The organism is Polaromonas sp. YR568 (genome assembly GCF_943369675.1).
GTDB lineage: Bacteria > Pseudomonadota > Gammaproteobacteria > Burkholderiales > Burkholderiaceae_C > Polaromonas.
The window spans coordinates 1-12,765 of sequence record NZ_CALROB020000075.1; the positions used below are offsets into that span (position 1 = coordinate 1).

Consider the following 12,765-nt stretch of genomic DNA (forward strand, 5'->3'; position numbering starts at 1 on the left):
TGCCGGGGCAGTCGCCGCCCACGGCGTTCAGGTGCATGCCGGGCTGGATCATTTCCGGCGTCAGGATGACGGCGTTGCGCTTGTCGGCGGTGATGGTGGTCACGATGTCGGCGCCTTGCACGGCCCCAGCGGCGGATTGGCAAATCACCACACACAGCTCGCCCAGCCCCATCGCGTACAGGTTGCGCGCCAGTTTGTCGCTGGCGGCGGCATCGATGTCAAACAGCCGCATTTCGCGTATGCCCAGCATGTGGTGAAAGGCGATGGCCTGGAACTCGCTTTGCGCGCCATTGCCGATGATGGCCATGACGCGACTGTCCGGCCTGGCCATCCATTTCGCGGCCAGCGCCGAAGTGGCCGCCGTGCGTAACGCGGTGGTGATGGTGAGTTCGGACAACAGCAGCGGGTAGCCGGTGTCCACGTCGGCCAGCACGCCGAAGGCCGTGACCGTGAGCAGGCCCAGCTCGGTGTTCTTGGGGTGGCCGTTGACGTACTTGAAGGAATACTGGTGGCCGTCGCTGGTCGGCATCAGCTCGATCACGCCGTCGGGCGAATGGATGGCGTGGCGCGCCGACTTGTCGAAATCGTTCCAGCGCCGGTAGTCATGCTCGATTTCGCCGGCCAGGCCTTCGATGAAGGCGGCGGCGCCGCGCTGGCGCACGATTTTCTGGATGCTTTCAATGCCAATGTAGTCAACCATGATGGGGCTCCCGGTCTTTGTGTGCGGGTGCGGGCGACCGTGCCCGTACCTTGTTCCTTTCGATTGTCCGCAGCCTCCGTGGCAAATAAAAGTCAGTAAGTTGATCAAATTTACGCCTTCTTTGTGCATATCGTCAGGCTTGATTGGCGTTATGCCAATAAAATCACCGTATGGACGATACCGACCGCCAACTGCTGTCCCTGCTGCGCGACAACGCCCGGGCCTCCGTCGCCTCGCTGGCCAAGGTGCTGCGCGTCTCGCGCGGCACGGTGCAAAACCGGCTTTCCCGGCTGGAGGCCGAGGGCACCATCACCGGTTACACGGTGCGCCTCAAACCCCAGGCCGAAGGCCACCGCATACGCGCTTTCATGACCGTGGCGGTGGAAGGCAACCGCACGGCGGCCGTGCTGACTGCCCTGCGCGGCGACCCGGCCGTGAGCGCGCTGCACACCACCAACGGCCGCTGGGACATGGTGGCCGAGCTGCAGGCCGACAGCCTGGAAGCCTTTGACAGCGTGCTGAGCCGCATACGCCTGCTCGAAGGCATCGCCAACACCGAAACCAGCCTGCTGCTGTCGACCACCAAGCTCTAAGCCCGCTCTCGCGCCACCCCAGCCGCTAAACTCCCCCCATGAATCTGGTCCCCGCCCAACTCCAGGAACACCTCAAGCGCGGCTTGAAAAGCCTGTACACCCTGCACGGCGACGAGCCTTTGCTGGTGCAGGAGTTCGCCGACGCGCTGCGCGCCACGGCGCGCGAGCAGGGCTATACCGAACGCACGGTGCACACCGTCGCCGGCGCGCACTTCGACTGGAGCGAGGTGCTGGCCAGCGGCGGCTCGTTGAGCCTGTTCGCCGACAAACAGATTGTTGAAATCCGCATCCCCAGCGGCAAGCCCGGCAAGGACGGTTCTGTCGCACTGCAACAGATCGCCGAGCGCGCGCAAGGCGACGACAGCACGCTGACCCTGGTCATGCTGCCGCGACTGGACAGCATGACCGCCAAGGGCGCCTGGTTCGGCGCGCTCGAAAGTTTCGGCGTCACCGTCAAGTTCGACCCGATAGACAGGCGCAACCTGCCGCAGTGGATCGCCCAGCGCCTGCAGCAGCAGGGCCAGCGCGTGGCCGCCGGCGAGGAAGGCCAGCGCACGCTGCAGTTTTTCGCCGACCGCGTCGAGGGCAACCTGCTGGCCGCGCACCAGGAAATCCAGAAACTGGGCCTGCTCTACCCGGCCCAGTCCGGCAGCAGCGACGGCATCCTGGGCTTCGACCAGGTCGAGAACGCGGTGCTCAACGTCGCACGCTACGACGTCTTCAAGCTGTCCGAAGCCGTGCTGGGCGGCCAGGCGGTGCGTGTGGCGCGCATGCTGGACGGCCTGCAGTCCGAGGGCGAATCCGAAGTGCTGGTGCACTGGGCGCTGGCCGAGGACATCCGCAGCATGAAGCGCGTGAAGGATGCGATCAGTGCAGGCAGGCCCATGCCCATGGCGCTGCGCGAAAACCGCGTCTGGGGCATCAAGGAAAAACTGTTCGAACGCGTGCTGCCGCAGATCGGCGACACCACCCTGGCCAACCTGCTGCATGCGGCGCACAAGGTCGACGGCATCGTCAAAGGCCTGAAGCAGCCCGACTGGCCGGCCGACGGCTGGCAGGCGCTGCACCGGCTGGCCGGCATGGTGTGCGAGCAATGCGCTACTCAGGGCCGCGCCAGGCAGGCTTAGCCCCAGCTGAATAGGCCCGCGCCGGGGGGCCTAAAATGGCCGGATGAACGCGCCCGACTCCCACAAAGCCCTTTCCTCCTCCAGCGACCTCGCCAGCGATGTCCCGCGATTGATGGAACTGCTGGGGTCCCGCGCCAAGACGGCTTCGGCCGAGATGGCGCGCGCACCGTCAAGCATCAAGAACAAAGCCCTGCTGAACCTGGCCAAGGCGCTGCGCAAAAATACGGCGGCGCTGGAAGCCGCCAACCAGCGCGACCTGGAGCGCGCCACGGCCGCAGGCTTGGCCGGCCCCCTGCTGGACCGGCTCAAGCTGACTACCAAGATCATTGACACCGTGGCCCAGGGCTGCGAGCAGCTGGCCGCCATGGCCGACGTGATCGGCGACATCATCGGCATGAAGGAGCAGCCCAGCGGCATCCGCGTGGGCCAGATGCGCGTGCCCATCGGTGTCTTCGGCATGATTTACGAAAGCCGGCCCAACGTGACGATAGAAGCCGCGTCGCTGGCGATCAAGAGCGGCAACGCCTGCATCCTGCGCGGCGGCTCGGAAGCGATTGAATCGAACAAGGCGCTGGCCGCGCTGGTGCAGCAGGCACTCGCCGATGCCGACCTGCCGCCCGACGCGGTGCTGCTGGTGCCCACCACCGACCGCGAGGCCGTCGGCCACCTGATCGCCATGCCGCAGTATGTGGATGTCATCATCCCGCGCGGCGGCAAGGGCTTGATAGAGCGCATCAGCCGCGACGCCAAGGTGCCCGTCATCAAGCACCTGGACGGCAACTGCCACGTGTACGTCGACGACCCTTGTGACCTGGAGATGGCCGTGAAGGTGGCCGACAACGCCAAAACCCAGAAATACAGCCCCTGCAATGCCAGCGAAGGCCTGTTGGTGGCGCGCGGCGTGGCCGCCGCCTTCCTGCCAAAAATCGGCGCAATCTACGCGGCCAAGGGCGTGGAAATGCGTTGCGACCCTGAGGCGCTGGCCATCCTGTCCGGCGTCAAAAATGCCAGCCTGGTGGCCGCCACCGAGCAGGACTGGTACGAGGAATACCTGGCGCCCATCATCAGCATCAAGGTGGTCGAAGGCATTGACGAGGCCATCGCCCACATCAACCACTATTCCAGCCACCACACCGACGCCATCCTGACGCGCGACCACGTGCATGCCCAGCGTTTCATGCGAGAAGTCGACTCGGCCAGCGTCATGGTGAATGCGAGCACCCGCTTCGCCGACGGTTTCGAGTTCGGCCTGGGCGCCGAAATCGGCATCAGCACCGACAAGTTCCACGCCCGCGGGCCGGTGGGCATCGAGGGCCTGACCTCACTCAAATACGTGGTGTTGGGACAGGGCGAAGTACGCGCCTGAAGGCATGCCGGGCCGCGACCCCGGCCCACGGATTTTTGGATGGCTGGCGTAGGCGTTACCCCTTGTAACCCGGGGATTGCATCCCAATATCCCTAAAATTCGGTCAGATATAACCGAAGTACATAACAACAGACTCCCCTATCGAAAGTGGCCGAATGGTTCCGCACCTCATCACCGCCCTGAACGGCCCCATCAACGAACTCGAACAACGCGTCCTCGACTCCACGCCCGCGATCGAGCGCTGGTTCCGGCTGGAGTGGATGGAGCACACGCCGCCGTTTTACAGCTCGGTCGACATCCGCAACGCGGGCTTCAAGCTGGCCCCGGTGGACACCAACCTCTACCCCGGCGGCTGGAACAACCTGACGCCCGAGATGCTGCCGCTGGCGGTGCAGGCCGCGATGGCCGCGATCGAAAAAATCTGCCCGGAAGCGCGCAACCTGCTGGTCGTGCCCGAGAACCACACGCGCAACAGTTTTTACCTGTCCAACGTGCTGCAGCTCAAGCGCATCTTCCACCAGGCCGGCCTGAACGTGCGTTTCGGCTCGCTGAGCGCCGACATCAAGGAGCCCACCACGCTGAACCTGCCGACCGGCGAGAGCATCACGATTGAGCCGCTGATCCGCACCGACCGGCGCCTGGGCCTGAAAGACTTCGACCCCTGCACCATCCTGCTGAACAACGACCTGTCCGCCGGCATCCCCGGCATCCTGGAAGACATCAACGAGCAGTATTTGCTGCCGCCGCTGCACGCGGGCTGGTCGGTGCGCCGCAAGTCGCACCACTTCAAGGCCTATGAGGAAATTTCCAAGCGCTTCGGCAAGCTGCTGGGCATAGACCCCTGGCTGATCAACCCGATGTTCGCCCAGTGCGGCGAGGTCAACTTCGCCGAAAACACCGGCATGGAGTGCCTGACCACCAACGTCGACGCGCTGCTGACCAAGATCAAGCGCAAGTACAAGGAATACGGCATCAACGAAAAGCCGTTTGTCGTCGTCAAGGCCGACAACGGCACCTACGGCATGGGCATCATGACGGTGCGCGACGTGAAGGACCTGGACGCGCTGAACCGCAAGACCAAAAACAAGATGAGCACCACCAAGGACGGCCAGGCGCTGTCCGAAGTGATCATCCAGGAAGGCGTGCTGACCAACGAGCGCGTCAACGACGCGGTGGCCGAGCCCGTGGTCTACATGATGGACCGCTACGTGGTCGGCGGCTTTTACCGCGTGCATGCCGAACGCGGCGTGGACGAAAACCTCAACGCCCCCGGCGCCAGCTTTGTGCCCCTGGCTTTCGCCGACAGCGGCCGCCTGCCGCAGCCCGGCGAAAAGCCCGGCTCCAGCAGCCCCAACCGCTTCTATATGTATGGCGTGATCGCCCGCCTGGCCATGCTGGCCGCGAGCTACGAACTCGAAGCCACCGACCCGGACGCCGAGGTCTACGACTGAAAAAGCCCCGCAAGGGGCTTTTTTCATCGCCGCTGCGGTTTCGGCCTGCCGGGCCGCGCGTGGCGTACTCTTAAATAAATAGCATTAACCGCCGGGCAGCGAAACGCCGCGTCCAGCCCTCTATTGGCCTGCCTCCGTTACAAGTTGTTGCAGTGCAACAAAACCGGCTTTAATTGGCGTTAGGCAGGCCCGCCCACTTGCAAGCCCGGCACCCGGGCGCAAAATAGCACTCCCAAAGGTAACCATTCCCGCCGCTTTCGGCCCGCTTGAACGGGCCGGGCGCAAAGACGGGAAGTTCTTGTGTCCAGTAAAAAATCATCCCTCGCGGCGCTCACCCTGGGCGCTATCGGCGTCGTCTACGGCGACATCGGAACCAGTGTCCTGTATGCCGTCAAGGAAGTTTTCGGTTCCGGGCACGTTCCCTTTACCCCCGACAACGTCTACGGCATCCTGTCCATCTTCTTCTGGACGCTGACCGTCATCGTTTCCATCAAGTACGTGGCCCTGGTGCTGCGCGCCGACAACAACGGCGAGGGCGGGCTGATCGCCATGCTGGCGCTGGCCTCCACCGCCGTGAAAGACAAGCCCCAGCTTCGCAAGACCTTGCTGGTCGTCGGCATCTTCGGCACCTCCCTGTTTTACGGCGACGGCGTCATCACGCCGGCCATCTCGGTGCTGTCGGCCGTCGAAGGCCTGGAAGTGATCTCGCCGGCCTTCAAGCAGGGCGTGATCCCGATCACGCTGGTCATTTTGTTCGCCCTCTTCGCCGTGCAAAAGCACGGCACGGCCGGCATCGGCAAATTCTTCGGACCCATCACGCTGGTCTGGTTCGGCGTGCTCGCGCTGCTGGGCATCTCGCAGATCGCCACCAACCCCCACATCCTGGTCGCGCTGAGCCCGCACTACGCCGTGATTTTCATGTGGAACAACCCGGGCACCACCTTCATCATTCTTGGGGCTGTCGTGCTGTGCGTGACCGGCGCCGAGGCGCTGTACGCCGACCTCGGCCATTTCGGCAAGAAGCCGATACGCCTGGCCTGGTTCTCCGTGGTCATGCCCTGCCTGGTACTCAATTACTTCGGCCAGGGCGCCCTGCTGATCGGCAACCCCGCCGCCGTGAAAAACCCCTTCTACCTGATGGCGCCCGAGTGGGCGCTGCTGCCGCTGGTGTGCCTGGCCACCATGGCCACGGTGATCGCGTCGCAGGCCCTGATCACCGGCGCCTTCAGCGTGACCAAGCAGGCCATCCAGATGGGCTACCTGCCGCGCCTCAATATCCAGCACACCAGCGTGCGCGACACCGGCCAGATCTACATGCCCTTCGTCAACTGGGGCCTCTTCATCACCATCGTGCTCGCGGTCGTGATGTTCCGCTCATCCAGCAACCTGGCGGCCGCCTACGGCATCGCGGTCTGCACCGACATGCTGATCACCACCATCCTGACCTTCTACGTGATCCGCTACGGCTGGAAGTACCCGCTGGGCCTGTGCATCGCCGCCACCGGTGTGTTCTTTATCGTCGATTTCGCTTTCTTCGCCTCCAACCTCATGAAGCTGTTCGCCGGCGGCTGGTTCCCGCTGGTGATAGGCGGCGCGGTGTTCACGCTGATGATCACCTGGAAGGAAGGCCGCTACCTCCTCAATGAAAAGCTGCGCGCCGACGCGATCGACCTGCCCAGTTTTCTCGACGCCGTCTTCGTCAGCCCGCCGGCCCGCGTCGAAGGCACGGCCGTGTTTTTGACCGCCGAGCCCGGCAGCGTGCCCAATGCGCTGCTGCACAACCTCAAGCACAACAAGGTGCTGCACGCGCAGAACCTGTTCGTGACGGTGCGCAACCACGAGATTCCCTGGATAGGCATGCACAAGCGCCTGGAGATCGAGGCCCTGGGCCACGACTGCTGGCAGGTCAACGTGCACTACGGCTTCAAGAACGACCTGGACCTGCCCAAAGCCCTGCAGCAACTCAAGGGGCGCGGCTGCGAGCTGGAGTCCATGACCACCAGCTATTTCCTCTCGCGCGACACCGTGATCCCGACGATTGGCAGCGGCATGGCGCCCTGGCGCGAGAAGCTGTTTGCGCAGATGCACCACAACGCGAGCGGGGCGGCGGATTTTTTGAATTTGCCTAATAACTCTGTTGTGGAGTTGGGTAGCAAAATCGAGATTTGAGATTTGAGTTTTGTCCCTTGCGGGGGGCTCTGCTTGATCGATTTTTTGTTGGTCTCTGCTGAGGCCTGCTGGCCGGGAGTGGCCCGGCCAGCAAGCCCATGCAAAGGGCACAGGCGCGCAAGCCGGAGCAAGAACCGGCCCTAGAGCTGCCAGGCCAATCAGCTCAATTGGCCACCGTAAACCGGCGCCGCACATGCCGTGGCGTTTCAATCTCATCGACGATCGCCACGGCCAAATCGGCCACCGAGATGCCGGCCGGCTTGCCGCCCTCGCCGGGCAACAAATCATCCGCACCGAGCCGGTATTTGCCGCTGCGCTCGCCGGGCGCCAGGTCGATAGGGGGCGAGACAAAACTCCAGTCCAGCGAGGTCTCCAGCTTGAGCTGGTTCAGCGCTTCGCGCGCGGCCAACGCGGCCTGCTTGTATTCGGCGGGAAACTCCGGCGTGTCCACCAGTTGCAGGCCGGGCGCCACGTAGAGGCTGCCCGCGCCGCCCACCACCAGCAGGCGTTTCACGCCGGACTGCTTGACACCATCGACGATGGCTTTGCTGGCCTGCAGGTGCAGGTCATGGATCTTCGGCTCGCCCCAGCCCGGGTTGTAGGCGCTGATGAGCGCATCGTGGCCGCTTGCAGCCTTGGCGACCTGGTTCGCGTCCAGGGCATCGGCCGCGACCACGGTGAGGCCGGCTTGCGGCGCGATTTTGCCGGGGTTGCGGGCCAGCACAGTGACGGTGTGGCCGCGGCTCAGCAGTTCCGAAAGAATGGGCGCGCCTACAAAACCGGTGGCGCCTATGAGTGCGATGTTCATGAAAATTCCCTGTTGGTGAAAGAAGCCCTTAGTCTGATTGCTTCACAGATGGATGAATAGACGGCAAAATCCACCAACACTGTGAAGTACAACTAATCAATGAGCGAGAAATCCCTGGACCAGCTCAAGCGCATGGCCGTCTTTGCCGAGGTGGTGGCGGCGGGCTCGCTGACGGCGGCGGCGCGGCGCCTGGGCATGACGCCTTCTGCCGTGAGCCAGCATTTGCGCCAGCTGGAACAGGCGCTGGGCCTGGCTTTGCTGCACCGCTCGACGCGGCGCCTCACGCTGACGGAAGCCGGTGAGCGTTACCACGCCGGTTGCGCCGCCATGCTGGCCGCGGCGCGCGCGGCGGAACAAGCCCTGGTGCGCCTGCGCGACGAGCCCGAGGGCGAGCTGCGGCTGGCCGCGCCCGTGGGTTTTGGCAGCCTGCTGGCCTCGGCGCTGGCGCCGCTGCGCGGCTACCCCAGGCTCACGCTGCGCCTGCTGCTGGACGACACGCTGATAGACCTGATTGATGCGCGTGTGGACATCGCGCTGCGTGTCGGCGAACTCGCCGATTCCAGCCTGGTGGCGCGCAAGCTGGGCAGCATGCCGCGCCAGCTGTGCGCCTCGCCGGCCTACCTGGCCGAGCGCGGCTGGCCCGCCGCGCCGCAGGACTTGCTGCGCCACGACTGGCTGGCCAGCAAACCCAACAGCAGCAACAACGTGGACATGCTGGAGCTGCTGGGCCCGTCGGGCGAGCGCGAAACGCTGCGGCTCGAAGGCCGCGTGCAGGCCTCGCAGGTCACGGTTCTGCATGCGCTGGCCGTGGCGGGCTGGGGCATCAGCATGGGGGTGAGTGAGGACGACCGCAAGGCGCTGGCCGAAGGGCGCTTGCTGCCGGTGTTGCCGGGCTGGCGCATGGCGGATCTGCCGGTGTACGCCGTCACGCCGCGGCGTGGCGAGCAACCGGCCAAGGTGCGCTACACGCTGGACTTGCTCGCGGCCTGGTTTGGCGGTGAATTCAAATCTGCTGCGGACGCGGCTTGAAGACCAGCCCGCCCAGCATCACGCAGCCCAGCGCGGCCACGACCAGCGCGGTGCCCGCCCATTGCCAGGGCGTGACGACCTCGCCCAGCACCAGCATGCCGGTGGCCAAACCCACAACGGGCACGCCCAGGCTGAAGGGCGCGACGCGGTTTGCGGGGTGGCGCTTGAGCAGGCTGGTCCACAGGCCGTAACCCAGGATGGTGGCGGCCCATCCCAGGTAGGCCACGGCCGCCCAGCTCGAGGCGCGCGCCTCCATCCAGTGCCAGCGAACGGCTTCAGGGTCAAACGCCCAAGACAGCGCCACAAAAGGCAGCACCGCCACCAGGCTGCTCCACACCACAAAGGCCAGCGGCGAATAGTCCTTGTAGGTTTGCTGCACACGCCGCGCCACGATGTTGGACATGGCCCACATGGACGCCGCGCACAGCGTGAGCACAAAGCCCAGCGGCGTGGTGGCCCCGGCGCCGTCCGCACCCACGTAGTTGAGCGCGAAGCAGGCCAGTCCCAGCGCGGCGAGCACCAGGCCGGCCTGCAGCGGGCGGCTCGCGCGCTCATGCAACAGCACAAAACCAAACAGCGCGGTCCAGAACACTTGCGTTTGCTGCAGTACCGAGGCCAGCGCCGCCGTCATACCGACCTTGAGCGCGAGAAAAAGAATGCCGAACTGCCCCACGCCCTGCAGCAGGCCGTAAGCCACGATCCATTTCCAGGCCACCTTGGGCGGGCGCACCAGCAGCACCAGCGGCAGCACCGCGAACACATAGCGGGCCGCGCCCAATTGAAAAGGCGTGAAGTCGCGCAGCGCGAATTTCATCACCACGAAGTTCACGCCCCACAGCACGACCACCGTGAGGGCGGCCGCCAGGTCGCGACCCGTCAGGGTATTGCTTTGCATCGAGATGTTGGGAGAGCCGGAATTCAGGCCGGCTGCATGGCGCGCGCGGCGTCCAGGTGGGCCTTGACGTGCTGGGCCAACGCGACGTCGCCGGGGGTCTCGGGGCGCCATTCCTGGGCGGGCAAGGCCTTGCCGTCCAGGTCCACCGCGACGAACACCACCAGGCATTCGGTAATCACCTGCATCTGGCCGACCTTCATGTCGCCGGCGCGCACTTCCACCGAGATGTTCATGCTGGTCGTGCCGGTGTAGGCAAGGCGTGCCTCGACTTCGACCAGGTCGCCGATCATGATGGGGCGCTGGAAGCGGATGCTACCTACGGACACGGTGACGCAATAACGTTTGGCCCAGCTGGTGGCGCAGGCATAACCGGCTTCGTCAATCCATTTCATGACGGTGCCGCCATGCACTTTGCCGCCGAAGTTGACGGTGCTGGGTTCGGCCAGGAATCGCAGGGTGATGGATGACATGGGGCTACCGGTGGGTTGCGGGAGGTTCAGGCGAAATGTTCAGGCATGTTGCCAGGCGATGGCGGCGACACGCATCATATTGTCGCCCATCACGCCTTCAATCTCGGCCGCGCTCAGGCCCACCTGGCGCAATGCATCGGGCAGCAGTTGCCAGGTTTCGACCGGCGTGTAGGTCATGCGCTGCACAGCGCGGTTGTAGCCGGCCGACTTCGGCCACCAGTAAGTCGGGTCGTAGTCGCCGGGCGGGTTGTCGTTGAGTTCGTCCTGGCGGAAGCTGATGTCCAGGCCTATGCCCGCGTGCTGCGCACCGACCAGGCCGGCAACGTAAGCCACGTGCCGCGCCATGTCCTCGGCCGTGGGCGTGCGCGTGCCCAGGAAAGCCGAGACGCCCGAAACACAGACCACGCCGCCGGTCGCGGCGCAAGCGCGTATCTGTTCATCAGTGACGTTGCGCCCGTGCTCGACCAGCGCCAGGGGATTGGCGTGGCTGAAGATCACCGGCTTCGAGGAGGCTGCCATGATGTCCAGGCTGCAGCGCCGGCCGGTGTGCGAGCAGTCCATCAGCAGCCCGGCCTTGTTGACGGCCTCCACCATGCGCACACCCAGCGGCGTGAGGCCGCGCGCCTCGTCATGGCAGCCGTCGGCCACGCTGTTGTTGCGGTTGTAGGCGAAGTGGATTTGCCGCACGCCGAGCTCGCGGTACAGCGCCACCATCTCGGTTTGCTCTTGCAGCGGTATCGCGCCTTCGAGGTCAAAGCCGATGGCGAGTTGGCCCGCCGCGGCGGCTTCACGAATCTCTTCCACGCTGGACACCAGCTTGTAGCGCTCTGGGCTGGCCGCAATCTTCGCGCGGAAGGCGGCGATGACCGCCATGATTTGCGCCACCGGGTTCATGTCCATGCCGACGTTGATGGAGACATAGTTGACGCCCGCGGCGCGCAAGGTGTCCATGGGTGAAAAATCGGCTGCCGGGTGCAGCGGCAGGCAGGCGTGGGCTTCCCAGTTGATCATGGTGAGGACTCGGTATGTTGAAAGGAAATTAAAGCATGCAGCCAGCGTGTGTGCCAGCCGCGCGTGGTAACGATTTACGCCGTGACGGGCGCCTCGGTGGCTGCGCGGCGCTTGAAACCGGTGGAGGCCTCCATCAGGCTCAGCGTATAGGCATTGCTGGCCTTGCGCCCCGCCAGGTCGGCCGAGGCCAGCATCTCCACCGTCTGGCCGCGCTGCATCACCATCAGCCGTTCGCACAGGTGGGTGACGACGGCCAGGTCGTGGCTCACCATCACGAACGTGAGGCCGCGCCGGCGGCGCAGTTCTTCGAGCAGGTTGAGCACCTCGGCCTGCACCGAAGCGTCCAGCGCCGAAGTCGGTTCATCCAGCAGCAGGATTTGCGGCTCCAGGATCAGCGCCCGCGCAATCGCGATGCGCTGGCGCTGCCCGCCCGAAAGCTGGTGCGGGTAACGAAAACGAAAACCGGTTCCCAGGCCGACTTCTTCCAGCGCGCGTTCTATGCGCGCTTCCGCGTCGGCGATGCCATGGATGGCCAGCGGCTCGGCCAGGATGCGGTCCACCGTGTGACGCGGGTGCAGCGAGCCATAGGGGTCCTGGAACACCATCTGCACCTGGCGCCTGAAGGCCTTGCTGCCGGGCGCGCTGTCCTGGCCCAGCAGCTTGACGGTGCCGGCCGTGCGCGGCGCCAGCCCGCAGATGGCGCGCAGCACGGTGGACTTGCCCGAGCCCGATTCACCGACGATGCCGAAGCTTTCGCCGGGGGCCACGGTGAACGAGGTATCGGCGACCGCGACAAACCCGTCGTAGACCACGCGCAGGCCGCTGACTTCCAGGCCCAGCGAGGCGGGAGAAACCGGCGCGTTCACAGCGCCCACTCCGGTTGCCGGTCCAGCGTGGCCAGCGGATGGGTGGATGCGCCCAGTTGCGGCAGGCAGGCCATCAGCCCACGGGTGTAAGGGTGCTGCGCATTCGCGAGGCCGCCGGCGGCGAGTTCTTCCACCACGCGGCCCGCGTACATCACCAGGATGCGGTCGCAGAAGGTGGAGACCAGCCGCAGGTCGTGCGAGACCAGGATCAGGCCCATGCCGCGTTCGGCCACCAGGGTGTCGAGGATGGACAGCACCTGCAGCTGCACCGTCACGTCCA

The 12,765-nt window shown here is 65.1% G+C and carries 12 protein-coding genes and 1 pseudogene; 6 read left to right on the top strand and 7 right to left on the bottom strand.

Annotated elements, in window-relative coordinates:
• Positions 1–700: ornithine cyclodeaminase (locus ACLV8F_RS24020; RefSeq protein WP_411886712.1), on the bottom strand; the 700-nt coding region annotated here is incomplete at its 3' end.
• Positions 701–870: 170 nt separating this feature from the next.
• Here ACLV8F_RS24020 and ACLV8F_RS24025 point away from each other — a divergent pair.
• From ACLV8F_RS24025 to ACLV8F_RS24045, 5 genes are all read left to right on the top strand, one after another.
• Positions 871–1,293, top strand: a complete 423-nt coding sequence (locus ACLV8F_RS24025) for an Lrp/AsnC family transcriptional regulator (RefSeq protein WP_411886713.1) — start codon at positions 871–873, stop codon at positions 1,291–1,293.
• Positions 1,294–1,331: 38 nt separating this feature from the next.
• Entirely contained in the window at positions 1,332–2,420 is a 1,089-nt protein-coding gene (holA, locus tag ACLV8F_RS24030) for a DNA polymerase III subunit delta (protein WP_411886714.1), read from the top strand.
• Positions 2,421–2,532: 112 nt separating this feature from the next.
• Positions 2,533–3,786 carry a glutamate-5-semialdehyde dehydrogenase gene (locus ACLV8F_RS24035; RefSeq protein ID WP_411886722.1) on the top strand — a complete coding sequence of 418 codons (1,254 nt, stop codon included), beginning with the start codon at positions 2,533–2,535 and terminating at the stop codon, positions 3,784–3,786.
• A gap of 155 nt (positions 3,787–3,941) precedes the next feature.
• Complete coding sequence (gshA, locus tag ACLV8F_RS24040) at positions 3,942–5,237, top strand: glutamate--cysteine ligase (protein ID WP_411886715.1); 1,296 nt, start codon at positions 3,942–3,944, stop codon at positions 5,235–5,237.
• Positions 5,238–5,537: 300 nt separating this feature from the next.
• Positions 5,538–7,406, top strand: coding sequence for a potassium transporter Kup (locus tag ACLV8F_RS24045; protein WP_411886716.1), 1,869 nt, complete (start codon positions 5,538–5,540; stop codon positions 7,404–7,406).
• 163 nt (positions 7,407–7,569) lie between these two features.
• Here the strand turns inward: ACLV8F_RS24045 and ACLV8F_RS24050 are convergent, their stop codons facing one another.
• A complete protein-coding gene (locus tag ACLV8F_RS24050) occupies positions 7,570–8,214 on the bottom strand; it encodes an NAD(P)-dependent oxidoreductase (protein WP_411886717.1) in 645 nt (214 codons plus the stop codon).
• Between the two features lie 99 nt (positions 8,215–8,313).
• Between ACLV8F_RS24050 and ACLV8F_RS24055 the strand changes: the two genes are divergently transcribed.
• On the top strand, positions 8,314–9,243 hold the full coding sequence (locus ACLV8F_RS24055; RefSeq protein ID WP_411886718.1) for a LysR family transcriptional regulator: 930 nt from the start codon (positions 8,314–8,316) through the stop codon (positions 9,241–9,243).
• Here the strand turns inward: ACLV8F_RS24055 and ACLV8F_RS24060 are convergent.
• The 5 genes and pseudogenes from ACLV8F_RS24060 to ACLV8F_RS24080 all read right to left on the bottom strand — a co-directional run.
• Positions 9,218–10,138 (bottom strand): EamA family transporter, encoded by a 921-nt coding sequence (locus ACLV8F_RS24060; protein WP_411886719.1) that lies wholly within the window; start codon positions 10,136–10,138, stop codon positions 9,218–9,220. The two genes, ACLV8F_RS24055 and ACLV8F_RS24060, sit on opposite strands and share 26 nt — an antisense overlap.
• 23 nt (positions 10,139–10,161) lie before the next feature.
• The gene (locus ACLV8F_RS24065; RefSeq protein WP_411886720.1) at positions 10,162–10,608 is read right to left on the bottom strand and encodes an acyl-CoA thioesterase; all 447 of its coding nucleotides are present in this window, start codon (positions 10,606–10,608) and stop codon (positions 10,162–10,164) included.
• Positions 10,609–10,647: 39 nt separating this feature from the next.
• Entirely contained in the window at positions 10,648–11,619 is a 972-nt protein-coding gene (locus tag ACLV8F_RS24070; RefSeq protein WP_411886721.1) for a dipeptidase, read from the bottom strand.
• Positions 11,620–11,693: 74 nt separating this feature from the next.
• Positions 11,694–12,458 carry an ABC transporter ATP-binding protein gene (locus ACLV8F_RS24075; RefSeq protein ID WP_411886723.1) on the bottom strand — a complete coding sequence of 255 codons (765 nt, stop codon included), beginning with the start codon at positions 12,456–12,458 and terminating at the stop codon, positions 11,694–11,696.
• 23 nt (positions 12,459–12,481) lie between these two features.
• Positions 12,482–12,765 (bottom strand): annotated as a pseudogene (locus ACLV8F_RS24080) (ABC transporter ATP-binding protein); the annotation flags it as partial.